The organism is Candidatus Nanopelagicales bacterium (genome assembly GCA_030700225.1).
Lineage (GTDB): Bacteria > Actinomycetota > Actinomycetes > S36-B12.
This window is the reverse complement of the sequence record JAUYJT010000043.1, coordinates 1-21,692: the sequence shown is the minus strand read 5'-3', so window position 1 is coordinate 21,692 and position 21,692 is coordinate 1. Positions and strand designations below refer to the sequence as shown.

General features: G+C 64.6%; 17 protein-coding genes. 3 read left to right on the top strand and 14 right to left on the bottom strand.

From position 1 onward, the window contains the following. Positions 1 to 4: 4 nt before the first annotated feature. The 6 genes from Q8P38_05865 to Q8P38_05840 all read right to left on the bottom strand — a co-directional run bounded on the left by Q8P38_05865 (position 5) and on the right by Q8P38_05840 (position 8,443). Entirely contained in the window at positions 5 to 2,203 is a 2,199-nt protein-coding gene (locus tag Q8P38_05865; GenBank protein MDP4014126.1) for a DNA translocase FtsK, read from the bottom strand. A 420-nt stretch (positions 2,204 to 2,623) separates the two neighbouring features. Beyond that, on the bottom strand, positions 2,624 to 4,288 hold the full coding sequence (locus Q8P38_05860) for a ribonuclease J (GenBank protein MDP4014125.1): 1,665 nt from the start codon (positions 4,286 to 4,288) through the stop codon (positions 2,624 to 2,626). Beyond that, entirely contained in the window at positions 4,285 to 5,184 is a 900-nt protein-coding gene (dapA, locus tag Q8P38_05855) for a 4-hydroxy-tetrahydrodipicolinate synthase (protein MDP4014124.1), read from the bottom strand. Before dapA ends, Q8P38_05860 begins: the two co-directional genes overlap by 4 nt. 36 nt (positions 5,185 to 5,220) lie before the next feature. Beyond that, complete coding sequence (locus Q8P38_05850; protein MDP4014123.1) at positions 5,221 to 5,835, bottom strand: RDD family protein; 615 nt, start codon at positions 5,833 to 5,835, stop codon at positions 5,221 to 5,223. Positions 5,836 to 6,047: 212 nt separating this feature from the next. Next, complete coding sequence (gene thyX, locus Q8P38_05845) at positions 6,048 to 6,776, bottom strand: FAD-dependent thymidylate synthase (protein ID MDP4014122.1); 729 nt, start codon at positions 6,774 to 6,776, stop codon at positions 6,048 to 6,050. Positions 6,777 to 6,802: 26 nt separating this feature from the next. Further along, the gene (locus Q8P38_05840) at positions 6,803 to 8,443 is read right to left on the bottom strand and encodes an FAD-binding oxidoreductase (protein MDP4014121.1); all 1,641 of its coding nucleotides are present in this window, start codon (positions 8,441 to 8,443) and stop codon (positions 6,803 to 6,805) included. Between the two features lie 149 nt (positions 8,444 to 8,592). On the opposite strand from Q8P38_05840, the gene Q8P38_05835 reads away from it, so the two are divergent. After that, positions 8,593 to 10,131, top strand: coding sequence for a glycerol-3-phosphate dehydrogenase/oxidase (locus tag Q8P38_05835; protein MDP4014120.1), 1,539 nt, complete (start codon positions 8,593 to 8,595; stop codon positions 10,129 to 10,131). A gap of 4 nt (positions 10,132 to 10,135) precedes the next feature. On the opposite strand, the gene Q8P38_05830 is transcribed toward Q8P38_05835, so the two are convergent. Beyond that, positions 10,136 to 12,397: a transglycosylase domain-containing protein gene (locus tag Q8P38_05830; GenBank protein ID MDP4014119.1), complete on the bottom strand. Its 2,262-nt coding sequence runs from the start codon at positions 12,395 to 12,397 to the stop codon at positions 10,136 to 10,138. A gap of 206 nt (positions 12,398 to 12,603) precedes the next feature. On the opposite strand from Q8P38_05830, the gene Q8P38_05825 reads away from it, so the two are divergent. Next, positions 12,604 to 14,082, top strand: a complete 1,479-nt coding sequence (locus Q8P38_05825; protein ID MDP4014118.1) for a hypothetical protein — start codon at positions 12,604 to 12,606, stop codon at positions 14,080 to 14,082. Here Q8P38_05825 and Q8P38_05820 read toward each other — a convergent pair whose 3' ends face one another. The 7 genes from Q8P38_05820 to Q8P38_05790 all read right to left on the bottom strand — a co-directional run bounded on the left by Q8P38_05820 (position 14,083) and on the right by Q8P38_05790 (position 20,346). Next, positions 14,083 to 14,487 (bottom strand): hypothetical protein, encoded by a 405-nt coding sequence (locus Q8P38_05820; GenBank protein ID MDP4014117.1) that lies wholly within the window; start codon positions 14,485 to 14,487, stop codon positions 14,083 to 14,085. A gap of 1 nt (position 14,488) precedes the next feature. Continuing rightward, the gene (gene dapB / locus Q8P38_05815) at positions 14,489 to 15,265 is read right to left on the bottom strand and encodes a 4-hydroxy-tetrahydrodipicolinate reductase (GenBank protein MDP4014116.1); all 777 of its coding nucleotides are present in this window, start codon (positions 15,263 to 15,265) and stop codon (positions 14,489 to 14,491) included. A 34-nt stretch (positions 15,266 to 15,299) separates the two neighbouring features. Continuing rightward, a complete protein-coding gene (locus Q8P38_05810; protein MDP4014115.1) occupies positions 15,300 to 16,673 on the bottom strand; it encodes a pitrilysin family protein in 1,374 nt (457 codons plus the stop codon). A 6-nt stretch (positions 16,674 to 16,679) separates the two neighbouring features. Further along, complete coding sequence (locus Q8P38_05805; protein MDP4014114.1) at positions 16,680 to 18,872, bottom strand: polyribonucleotide nucleotidyltransferase; 2,193 nt, start codon at positions 18,870 to 18,872, stop codon at positions 16,680 to 16,682. A 188-nt stretch (positions 18,873 to 19,060) separates the two neighbouring features. Beyond that, the gene (gene rpsO, locus Q8P38_05800; GenBank protein ID MDP4014113.1) at positions 19,061 to 19,330 is read right to left on the bottom strand and encodes a 30S ribosomal protein S15; all 270 of its coding nucleotides are present in this window, start codon (positions 19,328 to 19,330) and stop codon (positions 19,061 to 19,063) included. 192 nt (positions 19,331 to 19,522) lie between these two features. After that, positions 19,523 to 19,954 carry a hypothetical protein gene (locus Q8P38_05795; GenBank protein ID MDP4014112.1) on the bottom strand — a complete coding sequence of 144 codons (432 nt, stop codon included), beginning with the start codon at positions 19,952 to 19,954 and terminating at the stop codon, positions 19,523 to 19,525. Beyond that, positions 19,951 to 20,346: a hypothetical protein gene (locus Q8P38_05790; GenBank protein MDP4014111.1), complete on the bottom strand. Its 396-nt coding sequence runs from the start codon at positions 20,344 to 20,346 to the stop codon at positions 19,951 to 19,953. The genes Q8P38_05795 and Q8P38_05790 overlap by 4 nt, the downstream gene beginning before the upstream one ends. Positions 20,347 to 20,498: 152 nt before the next feature. On the opposite strand from Q8P38_05790, the gene Q8P38_05785 reads away from it, so the two are divergent. Beyond that, positions 20,499 to 21,596, top strand: a complete 1,098-nt coding sequence (locus Q8P38_05785) for a sensor domain-containing diguanylate cyclase (GenBank protein MDP4014110.1) — start codon at positions 20,499 to 20,501, stop codon at positions 21,594 to 21,596. The last annotated feature ends 96 nt before the right edge of the window (positions 21,597 to 21,692 follow it).

The following is a 21,692-nucleotide window of genomic DNA, read 5'->3' as shown; positions in this document are numbered from 1 at the left end:
ACGTTCAGCCGCCGTCGCGCAGGGAAGCTAGAACCGCGGGCAGGTCTTCAGACGTCACGAGCACGTCACGGGCCTTGGACCCCTCAGACGGTCCGACGATCCCGCGCACCTCCATGATGTCCATCAACCGGCCAGCTTTCGCGAAGCCCACGCGCAAGCGCCGCTGAAGCATTGACGTAGAGCCAAGCTGCGTGTCAACAACCAACTCCACCGCCTGAAGAAGTCGGTCTAGATCATCCCCGATGTCGTCTTCGAAATCGGGGCGGCTGGTGCTCGTGGTCAGCACGTCCGGACGGTAGGAGGCGGGCTTCTGCTCCCTGCAATGGGCGACCACGGACCTGATCTCCCGCTCTGTCACGAACGCACCCTGGATCCGGATCGGTCTACTGAGCCCCATCGGCAAGAACAGCCCGTCACCTTGGCCAACGAGCTTCTCGGCGCCGTTTTGATCGAGGATGACGCGGGAGTCAGACAAGCTCGACGTGGAGAACGCCAACCGGCTGGGGACGTTGGCCTTGATCAGTCCAGTGACCACGTCCACGCTCGGCCGCTGCGTCGCGACTACCAGATGAATCCCGGCCGCCCGAGCCAACTGCGTTATCCGCACGATCGAGTCCTCAACGTCCCGAGGCGCGATGATCATCAGATCCGCGAGCTCATCGATCAGGACGACCAGGTACGGGTATGGCTCAAGAACACGCTCACTGCCAGGAGGCACTTGAATCGTTCCGGTCCGCACCGCGCGGTTGAAGTCGTCGATGTGCCGGAACCCGTAACTGGACAGGTCGTCATAGCGGTATTCCATCTCGCGTACGACCCACTGCAACGCGTCCGCAGCCTTCTTCGGATTCGTGATGATCGGCGTGATCAGGTGAGGGATCCCCTCATACGCGGTCAGCTCCACGCGCTTGGGATCTATCAGCACGAGCCGCACTTCCGTGGGAGTGGCGCGCACGAGCAACGAAGTGATGAACGCGTTGATGCACGATGACTTCCCCGCGCCCGTGGCCCCGGCGACGAGCAGATGCGGCATCTTGGCCAGATTGGCGCAGACGTAGGACCCGTCCACTTCCTTGCCCAGGCCCACAAGCAGGGGGTGATGGTCGGCCGTAGCGACGCGCGAGCGGAGAAGGTCCCCCAGCGTTACCCATTCACGATCCGGGTTGGGTATCTCGATCCCGATCGCGCTCTTGCCGGGGATTGGGCTGAGCACCCGCACGTCAGCGCTCGCTACCGCATAAGCGATGTTCTTGGTCAGCGCGGTCACCCGCTCGACCTTCACCGACGGCCCGAGCTCGACTTCATAGCGCGTCACTGTGGGCCCTCGCTGGTAGCCAGTCACAGCCGCGTCTATCTCGAACTGTCTGAAAACCTCCGAAAGTGCCGCCTTGGCCTGTTCATTAGCGGCTGTCTGCTCCTTGTGGGCAATGCCCGACCCCAGCAGCTCCGCCCCTGGAAGGTGGTAGTCCTCATCGTCGGTCAGCCGCAACTGCACGATCTGCGACGGGTTCTCCGGCAGGCGAGCAGTCCGCTTCGCAGAGGTCACCGCAGCGCCTGGCTCACCGCCGATCGCAGGTAGCTCCGTCGTGGAATCGGTCCCAGGCTCCCGAATCGGCTGGTCGCCCTCATCTGTGGCCGAGGCCTTCAGCAAGGGCGAGGCGAACGGCTCGTCACCGTCCAGAGGTCCCGTCAGTCCGGTCGGGCGCAGCTTCTTCGCCGCCCCCGAAGCCTGATCCCACGCGCTCCGGGCACGTTCAGGCAAGGCAGCAAGTGGCGTTGACGTCGTAACCAGCAGGCCGACGATCATCAAGGCCCCCATCACGATCACTGCCAGCACCGGCCCGATCGAGGACACGAATGGAGCGGTCACCAACCAGCCCAGGAAGCCGCCCCCGCCGCCGAGTTCGTCGAACCCGCGCGAAGGAACCGGCGACCCGACCGCCACCGCCCTCAGGCCTATGAACGCGACCAAGACCATTGACCACCCAGCGACGAGCCTCCCCGTTTCCCGGCGGTCCGCCGGGTGCCTGAGCACCCGCCACGCCAAAACCAGGGCGAGCAACGGTAGCGCGACATGGGCGATGCCTATGACGCCTTCAGCGACGAATGACAATGCCCCAGCTGCGGCGCTGTCCGCGCCTAGCCATGATGCGTACGCCAACGCGATGGCGGCCACGATCAGACCGAGACCGAGTCCATCCATCAGAGCCGTCTGGTCCACGTCTCGCGCCGACGTCCCTATCGTTCGCACCGCACGGCCGGTCAGATGCGCCAACTTCATCCAGACCCAAACGAGGGCTCTGACGAGCGCCCCGATCGCACGGCCCAGAGGTCCTGGTTGGCCCGGGCGCCGATTCTGGGACTTCGGCTGGGCTTTGGGTGGGCTGCTCCGGCCTGTCCTGCTCGGGCTTCGAGCGGCAGACCGGCTGACGGAACGGCGATTCCCCGAGCGCGAACTGGCCGACGCTCTGCCCGGTGCAGCGCGGTTGGGCGTCTTAGCGCGCCATGTGGACCGGTTAGTGGACATGGTCTGACTGTAGTCACGCGGTCCGACCGCCCGGCGCAGTGAAACGCCCTAACCGGCTCAGGGGCCCCGCCGAGCGGACCCAACGCTTAGTCGCGCTTAGACCTCAACGACGACAGGAACGATCATGGGCCTTCGCTTATGAGTCTTCGCCACCCAGCGGCCAACGACCCTGCGGGCCACTTGCTGCAGCTGAGTTGGATCGTCAACTCCGTTGCGCAGAGCCTCCTCCACGGCGGCCGTGACGGTGTTCTGGATCTCTGAGAAGACGTCATCGTCCTCAGCGAATCCTCGCTCATGCAACTCAGGTCCTGCCACGACCTTTCCTTCAGCCAAGTCCACCGCCATGAAGACGGAGATGAACCCTTCCTCACCGAGGATCCGGCGATCCTTCAGCGACGATTCGGTGATGTCGCCTACCCCACTTCCGTCCACGTAGACGTAGCCGCAGGGCACGTGCCCCACAACTTTCGCCTTTCCATCCGCCAGATCCACCAGGGCTCCATTGTCCGCGATCACGATCGCCGCTGGATCGACACCCGTGCTGGCCGCGAGATCGGCATTGGCCCTCAAGTGGCGCCACTCACCATGAACCGGAAGAACGTTGCGAGGCTGAACCACGTTGAACACCGTGAGCAGTTCCCCGGAGGACGCGTGGCCGGAAACATGCACCGTGGCGTTGCCCTGGTGAATCACGCGTGCCCCCAGCCTGCACAACCCGTTGACGACCCCGTGGACGGCGTTCTCGTTCCCGGGAATCAGGGACGAAGCCAGAATCACAGTGTCTCCGGGTCCGACTTCGATGTCGTGATCCCGGTTGGCTATCCGCGACAACGCCGCCATAGGTTCGCCCTGGGAGCCGGTGCAGACCAACAGCACTTCGTCGTCGGGCAGGCCGGACAGCTCTTCCAGGGTGACCAGAATGCCCGGCTCGACGCTCAGGTATCCCAGTTCGAGCGCCAAAGTCATGTTGCGCACCATTGACCGACCAACGAATGCCGCCCGTCGGCCATGCGTCGAGGCGCAGTCGAGTACCTGCTGTATGCGATGCACGTGAGAGGCGAACGAGGCCACAATTATCCGGCCATCGGCCTGCGAGAAGACCTGATCAAGCACCGGGCTGATCTCCTGCTCGCTTGTCACGAATCCGCGCACGTCGGCGTTCGTGGAATCAACAATCAGCAGATCCACGCCCTCCTCGCCGAGCCTGGCGAACCCTCTTAGGTCCGTGATGCGCCCATCGAGGGGTAGCTGGTCGAGCTTGAAGTCGCCGGTATGCAGCAACGTGTGGTTGGGGGTCTTGACCGACAGCGCGAACGCATCCGGAATCGAGTGCGTGACGGCCATGAACCCCACCGTGAAGTCTCCGATGGACAGTTCCTGGCCAGCCACAACCTCGCGTAGGTCGGCCGAAACACGGTGCTCGCGCAGCTTGGCGCCCAGGAAGGCCAGAGTCAGAGCCGCGCCGAAGATCGGGATGTCGTCCCTGTGCCTGAGCAGGAACGGCAATGCGCCGATGTGGTCCTCATGCCCGTGCGTAAGGACGATCGCGTCAACTCGGTCCCACTGGCCGTCCAGATACTCGAAATCCGGCAGGATCAGATCGATTCCGGGCTGCCAGTCACCCGGGAAGAGCACTCCACAGTCGATGATCAGCATCCGGCGGTTGAACTCGAGCACCATCATGTTGCGCCCGATTTCCCCCAACCCGCCCAGGGCGACGAGGCGCAGGACTCCGTTGTCCGGCGGCGCGACCGCGGTCACAGGTTGAATCCGCCCGCCCGCAAGTCGGCTCGAAGCTGTTTCCGCTGCTCTGCGTCGGCGCTGCTGAGAGGTCCGCGCAACATCCCGCCTCCGGGTCGGCCCAGCAGGTCCAGGGCCGCCTTGACCATGATCACGCCCTGCGTGCGCGTCATCACCCCGGTCACGACGGGGATGAGGGTCTCGTTGATCTCCCGAGCCTTGCCCACCTCGCCGCACACGTACGCCTCGTGCATGGCCAGCAGACGATCCGCGACAAGATGTCCGATCACGCTGACGAATCCGGCTGCCCCCACGCTCAGCAGGGGAAGGTTCAGTCCGTCGTCACCGGAGTAGTAGACCAGATCCGTTTCGCGCATGACGCGTTGCGCCGCGAACAAGTCACCCTTTGCGTCCTTGTTGGCCAGGATGCGCGGATGCTCTGACAGGCGAACGAGAGTCTCATGCGTAAGCGGCACCCCGCTGCGCCCCGGGATGTCATAGAGCATCACTGGCAGGTCGCAGGTGTCCGCCACCGCGATGAAGTGGCGAATCAGATCAGGTTGAGGCGGCTTGCTGTAGTACGGAGTGACGACGAGCAGCGCATCCGCCTCGGCCTCCGCGGCCTCGCGAGCCATGCGTTGCGAATGAGCCGTGTCGTTCGTACCGACACCGGCGATAACGCAGGCGCGCGACCCGACCGCCTCGACTACGGTGCGCACCAGCTGGCGTTTCTCACCGTCTGACGTGGTCGGCGACTCCCCGGTGGTCCCGTTAACGACTATGCCCTCGTTGCCGAGGTCTACCAAGTCCGAAGCGAGTCGCTCGGCTGCGGCGAAGTCGACGGCCCCTTCTTTGTCGAATGGCGTGACCATGGCGGTGAGAACCCGCCCGAACGGTGCTTGAGGGTCAGTGAACATGCGTCCCAGGCTAGTGGGGACGGCGGCGGAGCACAGTCACCGCGCCACCGGCGGCGCCAGATCGGAGCGTTCCACGTACGTGTGGGCCGCCTTGTCGTGGAGCGTCTGGTTCATGCGGTCGCCCAGCGGCCACAGGTAGTCCAGAACCCAGACCAGGAACGCCAGCAGGCCGATGACCTGAATCATTTGCACAAGGCCAAGAATCGCCGGTATGACCCAGCGGACGAAAGCGGCGCCCATTCCAGGAAGCTGTCGCCCTGCGGTGACCTTCCGATTCTTCACCGCTCGGTCGCCCAGTGTCTGCCCCGTCCACGCGACCAGAAGCACACCGTTGAACGCACTCAGCGCGAAAGACACGGCCAATTCCGTGAGCACCAAGGTCACGAACCCGGGGCCGAACAGACTCCGCATGTCGCCCAACGTCGGGCTCCACCCGGGATCTTCTCCGAAACGCCGGAAGAACTCATTGAACTGATCCTCGTTGAACAAGGAGCCAAACGCACCAGTGGCTACACCGACCACGATCACGACTAAGACAGTCGCTATGGCGATCACGATCAAGTCGATGAAGTAGCCAAAGAACCGTCGCCACCAGCCGGACAACACCTGGCCGTCTGGCCCCAGTGACACGTTGCCTAGTGCCTGAGGCATCGCCTGCGTCTGACTCGCCCATCGGGCTTGAGGCGCTGTGGACCACTCGGTAGGCGGCGGCGCAGGCGCGGCGGTGACTGCCCCGGGCTCTGCCGTGGGCAATTCAGCAGGAGCGGGCGGCAACGCGACGTGCTCCGTCCAGCTCTTGCCGTTCCAATATCGCCGACCCCCGGACCCCGCCGGATCCGGGTACCACCCCGCTGCCGGATCGCTCAAGGAGCCACCCTGCCAGCGGCCTCGAACGCGCCATGAGTCAGCGGCATCAACTCCCGCCAGGCCACCTCCATCTCCTCGGCGACCATCTCGATCTCCCTCTGTGGGAACGACGGGTAGGCGGAGTCCGGTCGCTTAGTTCTCAACGACAGGAAATTCATCAGGCTCCTGGCATTGATCGTCACGTACATCGACGAGTAGGTCCCCACTGGTAGAACCGCTCGCGCAACCTCCCGCGCCACTCCGGCGTCAAGCATCGCTAGGTACGCCTCGTACGCCACCGTGCAAGACCGGCGCGTGGTCTCCACGGCGAACTCGTGCTGCTCCTTCGTGCCTTCTACGAAGTCGTATGCCCCCGGCTTGCCTTCTTGCACTAGCTTCCGGTCAGGTCCTGGCACGTAGAAGACGGGCTGCAGTTGCCTGTACCTGCCGGACTCCTCGTTGTACGAGGCCATCCTGTGGCGCATGAACTCCCTGAACACGAATATCGGCGCCGACACGAAGAACGTCATCGAGTTGTGCTCGAAGGGAGTCCCGTGACGATCACGCATCAGGTAGTTGATCAGCCCCGAGGACTTCGCCGGATCCGCCGTGACGTCTTCGAGTGACATCTGGCCCTTCGTCGAAACGCGCGCTGAGGCGATGACGTCGGCGTCCGAAGCCGTCGCCTTGACCAGCTCGACAGTCATGTCACTTCTGAACCGGATCGGCAATGCGTCCGTTGTCACAGGCAGTCCTCCTCATCAAGGCGCAGTCAGGCTATCGGCACGAGCTTCCCAGGGTTCATAACGCCACTCGGGTCGAGCGTGTTCTTCACTGACTTCAGGACGGCCAGACCGCCTTCACCGATTTCCTGCACCAGCCACGGCACGTGATCGCGGCCCACGGAGTGATGGTGCGTCACCGTGCCTTCGTTGGCCAGGATCGCGTCAGTGGCCGCGACCTTGGCCGCGTGCCACTGTGCGATCGGATCGGACGCCGCCACGGCGATCACCGTGAAGTACAGCGAGGCCCCGGTCTCGTAGACATGGGAAACATGGCACATCACATAGGGATTGGACTGCTGGCTGCGTAGGGAGGTCTTCAGCGCCGCCGATACCGCGTCATGCAGCGTTCGCAGAGCACTCCAGTGCGTCGCGGTCTCCAAGGTTTCGACGATGTAGCCCCGGTCCATCAGTTCATCGCGCAGATACGGGCCCTCGAATCGGTGTCTGCGCCAGGCCGCGCCAACCGAACCACCGAGGCTCGCTGCCCCGTTCTTCCTCAGGACGGCCCACGCCGCGGCCCGTCGCGCTCCCATGACGCGCTTTGAGTGACCCTCCCATCCAAGGATCGCCATGCATCCACCCGACACGTTCCGCAGCTCCAGGTAACGCCCGAAGAGGCCACCGACGACTCCTCCGGGCCCGGACATCGCCATACTGGTCGCCGTCTCAGGTTCGTCCGAGAGCCTCATCAGATCCGCTGTCAGCCGCAGTTGCGCCATTTCCCGGAATGCGTCTATCCCCGCCTGGTAGTCAGGCAACATCAGGCCCTCATACCGCGTGTGTACGGGGACTCTCCTGACCCGCAGCGTGATCTCGGTAATAACCCCGAAGGCTCCCTCGGACCCGATGAACAGCTGGCGCAAGTCAGGGCCGGCGGCGCTCATGGGCGCTCTTCCGAGCCGAAGTTCAGTCGTGGGGGTGGCGACGCGCAGCGCCTCGACCATTTCGTCGCTGCGACCGTACCCAGTGGACGCCTGGCCCGCGGACCGAGTGGCCACGTATCCGCCGATCGTGGCGCGCTCCCAGGATTGAGGCAGATGTCCCAAAGTGAACCCCTTCTTGGAAAGGACCCGTTCAAGCTGAGGCCCGGTGATTCCCGGTTGCACGGTCACCGTGCAGGAAACCTCATCGATCCCCACGACTTCAGCCATCCGATCGAACGCGATGGAGATGGATGGCGAAGCGTCGTCAGCGGGTTGCGCCACACCGCCGACGACTGATGTTCCGCCTCCGAACGGGACTACTTGAATCCGGTGGTCGGCGCACACCCTGAGAAGTCGCATTACGTCCTCGTGGCTGCCGGGCGTGGCGACAGCGTCAGGGGCCGGCAGCGAACCGCCCTCGCGCGCGACAAGGTAATCGGTCAGCGAGCACCCCAGGGCATGCTTCAGCCGCTCAGCTCGGCCGCTGGACACGTGAGACTGCCCAATGGTCAGCGCCAGTGACGTCATCTGTTCGCCGGTGAGCCTGCTAGCGGCAACGTCAACGTCAGCGTGAGTGGCTGTGTTCGCCGGTGCGCCCGTGCCAACTAGTTCCGCCAAGTACTGCGCGGCCCGCGGAGTCAGACTGACTGGTCCGCTTGTCGGAGTTCCCCACCTTCCGAACGTCTGCGACAAAGATTGAGTCATAACACCCTCCTCAGGGTCCGGCACCGGCCCCTACAGTCTGGCCGACGTGTCTCGCCGATCGACACTGTGACCCGCGCGTGATGTCCCTGACCTGCGTGACCGCCACCGGATCCCCTAGTTTCGGAGTCAACGAATTCAGGAGACTCACTGTGACCGCTCGCCCTCGCCTGATTCCGCCCGGAGACCCAGCCACACGGCTCAACGCGGATCGCCGAGCCAAGGATCGTGATGATCTGGCTGGCGGCGAAGCCGTCGACGTGCTCGTAGTTGGGGGCGGCATTACTGGCACCGGAGTCGCCCTCGACGCGGCGAGCAGGGGACTGTCCGTGGCCCTGGTCGAGTCGCATGATCTGGCGCACGGAACGTCACGCTGGTCGAGCAAGCTCGTCCATGGCGGACTGCGCTATCTGGCCAAGGGTGACATCGGCGTCGCCTGGGAAAGCGCGCAGGAGCGGTCCATCATCGCCAGCCGGGTCGCGCCACATCTGATCCATTCAATTCCCCAAGTCGTCCCGGTCTACTCCGGCAACGAGGCGAAGGCGCTCCTGGCCCGCATGGGTTTCGCCGCTGGTGACGCGATGCGCGTGGCGGCCCGCACCCCTCGCGGACTGCTTCCGTCCGGCCGGATCGTCACGCGAGGACTAGCGCAACGTCTTGTGCCCACTATCCGAACCGAGGGTCTGCGCGGGGCGATTGTGGGGTGGGACTGCCAGCTCGAAGATGATGCCCGCCTTGTCGTCGCGATCGCACGTACAGCGGCCAAGTTCGGCGCTCGAATACTGACCCGGATGCGTGCCGTTGAGGTCAGCGACACGGGCGCGATCGTCGAAGACACGCGGGACTCCGGCCAGTTCGGAATCAACGCCCGCACTGTCGTCAATGCCACCGGCGTGTGGGCGGGGCAGTTGGATCCGTCCATCGAGCTGCGGCCTTCACTGGGAAGTCACATCGTCGTCCGCTCCAAGACACTGGGCAACCCGGCTGGCGCGCTGACAGTCGAGGTTCCGGGGCACTTCGGCAGGTACGTGTTCGTCCTCCCGCAGCGAGACGGACTTTGCTACATCGGCTTGACCGATAACCCGGTAGAAGGAGGGATTCCCGATGTGCCGGTTGCCCCAAGTTCGGACATCGACTGGATCATAGGGATCATCTCCTCGGCCCTTGAGCGTCCGCTCACGTCCGACGACGTCGTCGGCTCGTTCGCCGGCGTTCGACCACTCGTTGTGGCGCAGGACGGCGCTCCCAAGGGCTCCTCGGCCGACATCTCACGTCGGCATGTCGTGAGGCGCTCCGGTTCGATGATCACAGTCACGGGCGGCAAGCTCACTACCTACCGCAAGATGGCCTCAGATGTCGTCGACCAGATCGCGGATAGCCCTTGTCTGACCGCTGGCATCAGCCTCGTGGGCGCCGGACCGAAGGTGGAGGGATCCTCGATTCCTGCCAGGTTGTGGCGACGCTACGGCAACGAAGCGCCAAGGGTCTGGGCGATCGGATCCAAGAGCCCCAGCTTGCGCGAGCCAGTCGCGGACAGTGTTGCCGTCCTCGGTGTCGAATTCGCGTTCGGACGCGAGTATGAGCTGGCCCTGACCGTCGACGACCTGATCCATCGGCGCACGCGGCTGGGCCTTGTCCCCGCCGACGCCGCCGCGGCGGTTGAGGCCGCTGAGCTCGCCATGCGGGACTAGGAGTTCAGCGCGACAAGACGACAGTCAGCTTGGGCCGAGATTCGCCCGGGTAAACGAACTCCCCCGGCTTGGGACTCTGGTCGACCACTAGCCCCTCAGGCACGCCATCCACCTTGCGTCGATCAGCGTCTACCGCGAGCCGGTACCCGCCAGCCTCGGCCGCGGCCTGTGCCGCGGCCAGCGTCAAGCCGCGCAGATCAGGTAGGGCGGGGACACTGCCAACAACTGTGGCCGGATCCGCCTTCGGCAGCGCCTCGCGGGGCAATCCGAGGTGGATCTCGGACATTGTGTCGCGCCAGATGGTTCCGGCGATGTGCGCGCCGAACACCTGTGAGTAGTACCTGCCCCCCGCCCACACGTTGAACAGTGGGTACCTGAACCCGCCTCGGGGGTCTCCGACCCAGGCGGCGGCGGAGTATTGAGGCGTGAACCCGGCGAACCACGTCGCGGATGAAGAATTCGTGGTTCCGGTCTTGCCTCCGGCCCTGCGCCGTCCGGGAAGCTTCAGGTTCGCGGCGGTTCCGCCGTCGGAGAAGGGGGCCGTCAACAGGTCCGCGACCGTATCCGCGACAGGTCCTGGAATCCCCTGCCTACATCTGGGATCGGTCGTCACCCGCGCCCCGCTCACGTGCCGGGCTGACAGGATCGTGTGTGGATCGCAGATGATCCCATGCGCGGCGAACGCCGAGTACGCGTTGGCCAGCTCGATGGGAGTCAGCTCATACGAACCCAAAGCGAGCGCGGCATCCCGTTCGGTTATCGCCCTTGGACCTTCTCTAGGCAGAGTCGTGATACCCAACCGCCTGGCCAGGTCAGCGACGGCCAGGGTTCCTGTGCGCTCGATCAGTTGGACGAAGTACGTGTTGACCGACATCCTGATCGCGCTTCGAAGGTCAATGACGCCGCCCCCTCCGCGCCCGGCGTTGCGGAATCCACCAGGTGGGGCGGCCATCTCGCTCGGGTAGTACCCGTTCGGCGTGTCCATCCGCGTGGCGAGTGGGAAGCCGCGCTCGAGCGCGGTCGCCACGACAAACGGCTTGAATGTTGAGCCAGGTGGCGCTATAGGCCGATCCGCGTAGACAATCTCGGTCTCACCGGCACTCTCGCTTCCGAAGCGTCGGTTCGTCGTAGCGACGACGACTTCCCCGGTTCCGGGCTTGACTACCGCCACAGCGGCAGCGACCCGGTTCCCGGGGTCGAGCTGCCTGCGGGCAGCCTCGGTGGCTGAGGCCTCAGCCGCCGGGTCTAGGGCCGTGTTCACAGTCCATCCACCGCGGAACAGATTGCCTGCCCGGCTCTCCGGCGTGCTGCCGAACATCGAATCCTTCAGCATGGACTGCCGGACCAGCTCGCAGTAGAAGGGGTACTTCGATGCGGCGCAACCGCTGCTGGGGCTGGATGGCCGCAGCCTCAGTTTCACTTGGGTGAACTTGGCCTGCTGGGTCGACGTGAGATACCCCTCCTGGACCATTCTGTCCAAGACGTAGTTCCTGCGCAGGATGGCGGCCTTCGGATGCCGCAGCGGATCGAAGCTGCTGGGAGATTGAAGCAGGCCTGCCAGAAGCGCCGATTGGGGCACGGTCAGATCCTTGGCCGTCACCGAGAAATACCGGCGGGCAGCGGCTTCAACCCCGTAGGCACTCGCCCCGAAGTAGGCGGTGTTCAGGTATGCCATGAGGATCTGGTCCTTGCTCATGGCCTTCTCAGCGGCTACCGCCAGCTTGGCCTCCCGCAGCTTCCGCTGCCAGGACTGCTCGATCGCCTGCTGCTGATGCTCAGGATCGGTCTCCGTGGACAGCGTCAGGTTCTTCACGAACTGCTGCGTCAGCGTCGACCCGCCTTGGACTGGGCCTCCCTCAGCGTTGTTCAGGGCCGCTCTGGCAAGAGCTGTCAGATCCAGACCGGCGTGCTGGAAGAAGTCAGCATCCTCAGCCGCCAGCACCGCGTTGACCGCCTGTGGCGCGACCTGCTCCCGAGTGACCGGAATCCGGTCCTGACTGAAGAACGTGGCGAACCTTCGACCCTTCGCGTCCAGCAGCACGGTCCGCTGGGGAACAGCGGCTAAGTCCGGCAGATCGCCCGGCAGCTCCGCCCAAGACGAAACGGCCACGTGGACCGCCCCAACAGCCGGTGTCACTAGTGGGGCGAGCAGCGATCCGCAGGCGACGGCGACTACCGCGGTGCCCGCTACCCACCGTGAGAAACCCCAGCCGGATCGTGGGTCGCCGCCTGTCGCTGACCCAAGGAATAGGGTCTCGAAACTCACCTGGCCAGGCTTAGGTCTCCGGGCCACTGACCACCACCGTTCGGTCGAGCGCTTCTGCTGACGCCCGCGGACCGGTCCATCCGGCCCGATTGGGCTCCCGCACGGCTCCACCGTACCTGTGCGTCGACCCCTCGGCGGCCACACACCATCACAGCTCGGCCAAGAACAACGCCTCGGCAGCACACATCTCGGGGTACGTTTCGCATATGGCGAAGGGGTCGGGCGCACTACCTCCTCTCATCACGACCGCACTGGTAGTGATGATGAACCTTGGCGGCCTGCTAGTGCTAGCCAACGCTGGCGTCATCGAGTTCCCGACGGTTGGCGAGCCTTCCGAAGCTGTCGCCGAGCAACCGGTTGTCGCGGAATCCGCGGGGCTGTCGCTCATAGCCGATCGGGCCGTGGCCGATGCCGTGGACGAGAACCTGCCCACTTCCTGGGAACCAACAGGGGGGGTACAGCGCCGCGCCGCCGACCTGTTCGCCTACGCGTGCGGCCACTGGCCGCTCCCCGCGAGCATCTCCGCTCAGCGATCTGTGCGAATACCGGGCGTGGGGTCGGCCACGATCTCCGCGTACGCGGTACCAGCGGGCTATGGGGCCGCCACAGTCGAGGATGTCTACGAGTTCGTCACCGCCTGTCCTGGGCGGGACAGCTACACGTGGGGCCAGCGGGCCGAGGTCAACCAGGCGTCGGCCGCGGTCCTGGGCCTGACCAGTGGCCAACAGACAGCGTCGCAGGTGCTGTGGAATCGTGGCGACTTGCTGCTGTCTATCACCGCAGGGGGTCGCTCCCCTCTGCTCAAGGCCGCGAGTCAGTGGGACCGGATCGTCGCGGCGTCCCTGTCCGGACTGTGCAGAGACCTGAAGGAGAAGCTGACAGATACCCGTCGCAACCCGTGGGTCGATCCTGAGCGGTACAAGGGGCTGATGGAGCAGGAAACTGTGAGCGTGTCCAAACCCCAGGTTCAGATACCGATGCCTCGCAAGCAACGGGGTGCCCGGAAACTACCCGACCGTGTGGATCGCCCTGAACCTCCCTCGCACCCGCATTGGCCCACTGCCCTGCCAGCGGAGCGAGTCCGCCCCGAACCGCCGAACAGGCCCGCGCGACCCAAGTTGAAGGCCAAGATCACTTACCAGGTGGCCGACCCAACCGGACCAGGATGCGGCTGGGCGTGGCTGAGCCAACCAGCTCCGACATACACGGAGGCCGAGGCTTTAGCGCAGCGCGCCCAGGCTACGACGGAGGCGTTGGAGCGCTTGCGGCGTGGGGCGGACCGATGGCTGGTCGACGAGAGCGAGTACAGGCAGGGGCTGGCCGAGTACTACGCGCAGGTCATCATTTGGAAGGACTACGCGGAACAAGTGAACGCTGCGGCCGCAGCCTGGCAACGGACCCAGGAAGCGTGGGACCAATACGAGTCAGCCCGCTGGGAGTACCAGCGCGCGGTCGCACGACGCTCAGCCTGGAAACAGGAATACGATGCCGCCGCCGCTGCCTACGCCGAAGCGGTCGCGCGTTGCGCGGCACCTGGCCCATCCCCGAGTCCTTCACCCCCTGCCGAGGTCACCGATCCCGACTGCCCTCCGGTGAAGCCCAGGATCCTGAGCGAATCCCGGCCTTCGATACCGCCCAAGCCCACTCCGCCACCAGACCCGTCACCGATGACATCGCCGGGCTGACTATCTTCCAGCCTTCCCGTTGGACAACCGCCAGGCGCACACCATGCTCTGGCGGGCCTGACGCCGGTTGCGTGAGGCGTCGTACGCGAGCGCCAGTCTGTACCAGGCGTCCCAGTCGTCACTGTGGACCTCGGCGTAATCGCGCCGCCGCTCCAGATCCGCCGGGCTAGTGTCCGGCAGCGGGTCCGGTCCCAAATCGGAGGTCATCCTTGCCATCGCGAACCCGAATCTCAGCTCCGACCAGATGGCCCACGCACCGAGAACAGGGAATGCCAGGACCGCGACCCCTAGCGCCATCGGCGCGGGTTCAGCCGTCGCCAGCAGCGCGAGGCCCGTCTGACCAAGCACAACCAGATACCCCGCGACTAGAACGGCGAGTGCTAGGGCCACGGCGCGTGACAGCATCTCAAGCCAGCCCGAGCACGGATTCCAGCCCGACGGTGACTCCGGGACGGTCGGCCACTGATCGGATGCTCAGCAACACTCCTGGCATGAAGCAGGAACGGTCATATGAGTCGTGCCGGATCGTCAGCGTTTCCCCGACTGACCCGAACAGCACTTCCTGGTGCGCCACCAAGCCTTTCAACCTGACCGAATGGACCGGGACCTGCCCGATCTTGGCGCCGCGGGCTCCGTCGAGCATGGAGGTCGTCGCGTCCGGCGCTGGGGGTAGTCCTGCGAGATCCCGGCCTTGGCTGATCAGCTCAGCCGTGCGATGGGCCGTGCCGGAGGGGGCGTCCAACTTGTTGGGGTGATGCAGCTCGATGATCTCCGCGGACTCGAAGAACCGCGCTGCCTGGGCGGCGAATCGCATCATCAGGACTGCCGCGATCGCGAAGTTCGGCGCGACGATTACGCCAACTCCCGGATTCTGTGAACACCATGACCGGATCAGCTCAAGCTCCGGTTCGCCTATCCCCGTCGTCCCGACGACGCAGTGGATTCCGTTCTTCACGCAGAACTCGATGTTGTCCATCACGGCCGACGGGGTCGTGAAGTCGACCACGACTTCCGCCCGCGCGTCCAGCAGAGCCGCGACAGAATCATCAACGTCGCACGACGCGACTAGCTCAAGGTCGTCGCTGGCGGCGATCGCGCGTCTGACCTCAGACCCCATACGACCCAGTGCGCCCACGACCGCTACGCGAACCACGCCCTGTCCGGCTTCCGTCACCTCGGGCATCTGCTCCCCTTCCATCTGTGAGGTCCACGATCCACTACTCGGGGCTGACAGCTGCGACCAGCTCCCCCCGAGTCTTGTCGTCATCCTCGAGTGGGCCGACGACTGCGATCGTCAACGGGCGGGTCAGCACAGACTCAGCGAGGCGCTGGAGGTCCTCGACCGTCACCGCTTCGATCCGACCTAACGCCTCATCCACGCTGAGCAACTCACCGACGCCAACCTCGCAGCGGCCCAGGCGTGTCATGCGGGCACCGCCGTCCTCACCGGCCAGAACCAATGCCCCGGACAGGTGCCCTTTCGCGCGAGCAATCTCATCTCTCGATAGCCCGCCGGAAAGGACGAGGTCCAGTTCCTTCCGCACTAGGGACAGCACGTCGAGCACCTTGTCCGGATTGCAGCCCGCGGCGATGCCCCATACGCCCCCATCGGAATACGGCGTGTGGAACGAATAGACCGAGTAGGCCAGGCCGTGTCTCTCGCGGACGGACTGGAACAACCTGGACGACATGCTGCCACCGACAATCACGTTCAACACATCAAGCGCACGACGGTCAGGGTGGATTCCCGGCAGGCCCGCGGTACCCATCGTCAAGTGGCACTGCTCCCCCGGCCACGTCCCGATCTGAACGGCCGACCGGGTCCGACTCGGTCCCGCACAGGTTCGCCGAAGCGCGGCGTGGTCCGTCGGAGCTACAGCCGTTGGCAAGTCGAGTCGCTCACAGAAGGCCGTGACTAGACAAACCAGGTCTTTGTGGACCACATTCCCCGCCGCCGCGATCACCAGATCCTCCGGCTTGTACTTGCGGCGGAAGAAGGAGCGGATCACCGCGGGCGACATGTCCGTAATCGACTGCCTAGTCCCCAGGATTGGCCGTGCCAATCTCGACGGATTGAGCACCAACCGCTGCAAGTGCTCGTGCGCGACGTCGGCCGGGTCATCCTCGTGCATGGAGATCTCCTCCAGCACAACGGACCGTTCGGCTTCGATGTCCTCAGTGCGCAGCAGCGCTCCCGTCGTGACGTCCATCAGCAGATCTACCGCGACGCACAGGTCCCGGTCTTGGACACGTGCGTAGAAGCAGGTGTACTCCTTGGCGGTGAACGCGTTCAACTCACCGCCGACGCCGTCCACTTCCGAAGCGATCTGGAGCGCGGACCTGCTAGGCGTTCCCTTGAACAGCAGGTGCTCCAGGAAGTGTGCCGCACCGGCGCTGATCGCGGTCTCGTCTCGCGACCCGGCGGCGGCCCACACTCCGATCGTTGCCGACCTGACCCCGGGCACCGAATCGCTAATGACCCTCAACCCGGTTGGCATCACAGTTCGGCGAACAACCGATCCATCACTGTCCCGCAGCAGGACCTTCGTTGTTCCGGCCTGCTGCTGCGCCGCCGGGAAGAAGGACGCCACGATCAGTCAGACCTCGCTCGACTCCTCTAGCACGGGAACCAGCGAAAGCTTGCCCCTCGGATCGATCTCCTTGATCTCGACCTGGAGCTTCTGGCCGACGCTGACGACATCTTCCACAGCTTCGATGCGCCTGCCACCAACGAGTTTGCGGACCTCGGAGATGTGCAGCAGGCCGTCGCGCCCCGGGACGAGTGAGATGAACGCGCCGAAGCTGGTCGTCTTCACGACCGTGCCTAAGTAGCGCTCTCCAACTTCCGGCATCGTGGGATTGGCGATGGCGTTGATCTTGCTGCGCGCGGCTTCCGCTGCCGACCCGCTAATCGCGCCAACGTAGATCGTTCCGTCGTCCTCGATCGTGATCTCGGCGCCGGTTTCCTCCTGGATCTGGTTGATGATCTTGCCTTTGGGGCCGATCACCTCACCGATCTTGTCAATCGGTATCCGGACCGTGATGATCCTTGGTGCTAGCTCTGACATGTCGTCTGGGCCGTCGATCGCCTCAGCCATCACGTCGAGGATCGCCAGCCTGGCGTCGTGGGCCTGCGACAGCGCACTTGCCAGAACGTGAGCTGGTATCCCGCTGAGCTTGGTGTCCAGCTGGAGCGCGGTCACGAACTCTCGCGTGCCGGCGACCTTGAAGTCCATGTCACCGTAGGCGTCCTCAGCTCCGAGGATGTCAGTCAGCGTCACGTACTGCGTGGCTCCGTCGACTTCAGCAGATATCAGGCCCATCGCGATGCCCGCGACCGGAGCCTTCAGCGGCACACCCGCGTTCAGCAGCGACAGCGTCGCCGCGCAAACCGATCCCATCGAGGTCGAGCCGTTCGAACTGATCGCCTCAGACACCTGTCGGATCGCGTAGGGGAACTCCTCCCTGGATGGAAGCACCGGGATCAGTGCCCGAGAAGCAAGGGCACCGTGACCGATCTCGCGTCGCTTCGGCGTCCCAACCCTGCCTGTCTCTCCAGTTGAGTAGGGAGGGAAGTTGTAGTCGTGCATGTAGCGTCTGCGTCTCTCGGGACTCAGGGTGTCCATCTGCTGTTCCATCCGCAGCATGTTCAAAGTCGTGACGCCAAGAATCTGCGTCTCCCCGCGCTCGAACAACGCACTTCCATGGGCTCTGGGCACGATGTCGACGTCCGCGCTCAGATGGCGGATATCCGCCAAGCCGCGCCCGTCGATGCGAACCTTCTCGCGGAGCACGCGCTGGCGAACGACCCGCTTGGTCAGAGCGCGCAGAGCCGCACCGATCTCCTTCGCGGAATCTGGGTAGGTATCGGCGAGCTCGGCGTGGACCGAGTCGTTCAGCCGCTGCAGCTCGTCGTTCCGCTCGGTCTTGCCCGGAATCGTCAGCGTCTTCGCCAATCTTTCCGACGCCCTGCCCTCGACCGCCGCGAAGACGGCGTCGGAGTACTCCGGGTACAGCGGGAAGTCCCGAATCGGTTTCGCGGCTTTGGCCGCTAGCTCGCTCTGCGCATCGCACAGGGCGCGGATGAATGGCTTCGCGGCCTCCAGACCCTGGGCGACGACTTCCTCCGTGGGCGCTGTCGCCCCTTGCTCTATCAGTTCAATGGTGCCTGGCGTGGATTCCGCCTCCACCATCATGATCGCGACGTCCTGGTCAACGACACGACCGGCTACGACCATGTCGAAGGTCGCCGACTCCAGTTGCGAATGAGTCGGGAAAGCGACCCATTCTCCCTTGATCAACGCGACCCGCGTGGCGCCGATCGGACCACTGAACGGTAGGCCGGCTAGCTGCGTCGACATTGACGCCGCATTGATGGCCACGACGTCGTACAGGTGCTCCGGGTCAAGCGACAGCACTGTGATGACGACCTGGACCTCGTTGCGCAGGCCCTTGACCAACGTCGGCCTCAACGGCCTGTCGACGAGCCTGCATGTGAGGATCGCGTCCTCGCTGGGACGGCCCTCGCGGCGGAAGAACGAGCCTGGGATACGCCCAGCGGCGTACATGCGTTCCTCCACGTCAACGGTGAGCGGGAGAAAGTCCAGATGCTCCTTCGGGTGCTTCGAAGTCGACGTGGCCGACAGCAACATGGTGTCGCCATCCAAGTACGCCACGGCCGAGCCGCCAGCCTGTTGAGCCAGCCGACCGGTCTCAAACTTGATTGTGCGCGTTCCGAACGCGCCGTTGTCGATTACCGCTTCCGCGGAGTGAATTCGGGAACCCTCCATGGGTCCTCCTGTCCTTTGTGACAGGGGCAAGCGGCACAACATACTGCCGGTCTTCGATCGAGGGCGCCGGGGCAATCCCCGACGTCCGCCACCGAGGACCGACTTCCCGCCGACTGCCTCTGGGTTTGCAGATTTATTCAGTTGTTAGATCGGTGTCACGGCACGCGCGGCCAGTACCCCAGAGGGGTTCAGCGGCGGATGCCAAGTCTTTGGATCAGCGAACGGTAACGTTCGATGTCCCGGTCAGCCAGGTAGTTCAGCAACCGGCGCCTCTGCCCAACGAGGAGCAGCAGTCCCCTGCGGCTGTGATGGTCATGCTTGTGCTCTTTGAGGTGCCCGGTCAGATCGTTGATCCGGCGGGTCAGAAGAGCGACCTGTACCTCAGGGCTTCCGGTGTCGCCGTCATGAGTCGCGTATTCAGACATGACCTGTTGCTTGATAGCTGAATCGAGTGGCATGTGTTCCCTTCGGGCGCGATCTTCCGGGGGGCGATCAAGTCGCCCTGTCCTCGGTCTGGTCACGAATCGCGGGGCGCCCGCCCCGAGACCGTCTGGCCAAGAGTACCGGAGGCCCGTCCCGGCGCCAATTCCCGGTCAATCCCAGGCGCCGCCATCGCCGCCCCGACCCGCAGCTCGGAACAGACGGTGGCGCTAGCCACCCTCACATGCGCTCTGCACGTACGCTCCGACTCCATCAGGCTGGTCGTCGATGAGCGATTTAGCACCGGCTGCCAAGTCGGGCGGGCTCTTGCGCGCTGCCTGCTCTGCGCGCCTGAGCATTGATGCGAGCCCATTCTTGGCTGCCGCCGGAGCGTCGGCCGGAAGCGAGGCCACCATACGCTGGACGGAATCCAAGTAGGTCTGCAACGCTGAGCGCTCTGCCTCTGGATCGTGCTCATCTGCTTGAGCCAGACCCGTCTGGGCGGTGTTGTAGGACACCGCCGCCTGGCAGAATGCGGCCGAGGTTCCTGTGAACGTGACCGACGCGAGAGGCTTCTGGGACGCCCCGTCGCCGAAGCACCCACTGAGTGCGGCGACGCAAGCAACAATGCCGCCCGCCAAGACAGCGGTTCTGATCTTCATCGGCTCGGCAGCACCCCTCTCTTTGACAACCGGATCTCGGCATTTCCCAAGGACCGTATCCCATCGACCGTTGACGTTACCAACGCCGCCATGTCGACAGCCTTCAACTGTGCGAGCAATTCGTCCCCTTGATGTGGACCGTCACGCTCCCTATCGACCGCGATGTCAAGCAGGTCGTGGTCATCGACGGCGTCAACCGCAACGACAGCATCGTGCTCGAACCCACCCTGCGCGCCGTCGCCGACCAGGGACAGCTCCCCGACATCGAAGCCCCGCGCCTGGACTGTGGCTACGACAGTGCCCTGACCCTTACCCGATGCGCCGCCATCGCCGCCCAGACCCGCGTCTCCGAAGCCCTCCCGCCGCCGCGCGGAAACGGCCGTTCCGGTCAAACGCGACCTTCACGCGAGGACGCGACCGTTGCAACGGGTGCGTCTGTACCCTAACGGTCGCGTTTGGCCGGAACGGCCGCTAAGTCTTTGGGGGCAGGCAAGTCGGCGCCGAACTCCCTATCCCTCTCCCGGTGGAAGTCTTAGCATGAAGTATGGAGTCAGAGCCCGAACAGACGCTCGCGGCCGAGGAGCTAGACGAGACCCCCATGCAACGCGCTGAAGTCCCCGAAGCCGACGCCAGCGATAGGAGCCGACCTCGAGGATCGCTGTCCACGCATCTCTCGCTGCGATACCAGCGCGAGCGTCGCTTCGCCGAGATTGGCGAGGAGATCGTGCAGGGCCTGCATCCGAAGGATGTCCTCGACAATGTCTACGAGTCGTTCCAAAGCGTCATACCGTTTGACCGACTGGGCTGCGCCCTCTTGGAAGACGAAGGGCGCGTCGCCCGCGCGTATTGGTCCCGCTCCGAGGCTGTGGAACTGCACATCAAGCCGGGGTACTCGGCTCAGATGGCGGGAAGCAGCCTGCAGAGAATCATCGATACTGGCCAGCCGCGAATCATCGATGACCTGCGCGTCTACTACAAGCAGCACCCCGATTCGGAATCAACCAGACTCATACTGGCCGAGGGAATTCGATCTAGTCTCACCTGCCCGCTGATCGCACGCGGCAAGCCGATCGGGTTCCTGTTCTTCAGCAGTACTGCTCCAGGGACCTACAAAGGAGTCCATCGCAGGGCATATCTGCGACTCGCCGGAATGGTGTCCGCCGTCATCGAGAAGAGCCGGATTTACGAGCAGCTGGATGACGCCAACCGCGAGTTGACAGAGGCTCACGACCGCCTGCAGTACTCAGCCACACACGATGCCCTGACCGAGGTCTGGAACAGGGCAACGATCCTCGCGATCCTCGACGCCAGGGTCGAGCGGGCCAGGCGGCAATCTGCGGGGGTCGCGCTCCTGATCGCGGATTGCGACCGGTTCAAGCAGGTGAACGACAGCCTCGGCCACCTGGCCGGGGACGAGGCCCTGCGCGCCGTTTCGCAAGCCGTGACCAAAGCACTGCGCGTTGGCGACGAGTTGGGACGCTTCGGTGGAGACGAGTTCGTCGTTGTCGCGGACGCCCGGGACGCCGAATCAGGGCTCCACCTCGCCGAGCGGGTCCGCGCCTCGGTCGATGAGACGCTCGCCGACTGGAACAAGAACGGCTCTCCCGGCATGAATGTGGGTCATCGGGTCGGCCGCTCGTGAGGGAGGCGTAGGTCGATGGGGCCGCAGGAGAGCATGACAAGGGCGAGGGCTGCGTGGGCGGAGTGGAAGCCGTAGGCGCGGCGGGTGATCAGCCTG

Bases quoted from the DNA above. Each gene is read 5' to 3' on its own strand.
- Q8P38_05865 (MDP4014126.1), bottom strand. From the start codon at position 2,203: ATGGATGGACTCGGTCTCGGTCTGATCGTGGCCGCCATCGCGTTGGCG.
- dapA (MDP4014124.1), bottom strand. From the start codon at position 5,184: ATGTTCACTGACCCTCAAGCACCGTTCGGGCGGGTTCTCACCGCCATG.
- Q8P38_05850 (MDP4014123.1), bottom strand. From the start codon at position 5,835: ATGCCTCAGGCACTAGGCAACGTGTCACTGGGGCCAGACGGCCAGGTG.
- Q8P38_05840 (MDP4014121.1), bottom strand. From the start codon at position 8,443: ATGACTCAATCTTTGTCGCAGACGTTCGGAAGGTGGGGAACTCCGACA.
- Q8P38_05825 (MDP4014118.1), top strand. From the start codon at position 12,604: ATGGCGAAGGGGTCGGGCGCACTACCTCCTCTCATCACGACCGCACTG.
- Q8P38_05820 (MDP4014117.1), bottom strand. From the start codon at position 14,487: ATGCTGTCACGCGCCGTGGCCCTAGCACTCGCCGTTCTAGTCGCGGGG.
- dapB (MDP4014116.1), bottom strand. From the start codon at position 15,265: ATGCCCGAGGTGACGGAAGCCGGACAGGGCGTGGTTCGCGTAGCGGTC.
- Q8P38_05805 (MDP4014114.1), bottom strand. From the start codon at position 18,872: ATGGAGGGTTCCCGAATTCACTCCGCGGAAGCGGTAATCGACAACGGC.
- rpsO (MDP4014113.1), bottom strand. From the start codon at position 19,330: ATGCCACTCGATTCAGCTATCAAGCAACAGGTCATGTCTGAATACGCG.
- Q8P38_05795 (MDP4014112.1), bottom strand. From the start codon at position 19,954: ATGAAGATCAGAACCGCTGTCTTGGCGGGCGGCATTGTTGCTTGCGTC.
- Q8P38_05785 (MDP4014110.1), top strand. From the start codon at position 20,499: ATGGAGTCAGAGCCCGAACAGACGCTCGCGGCCGAGGAGCTAGACGAG.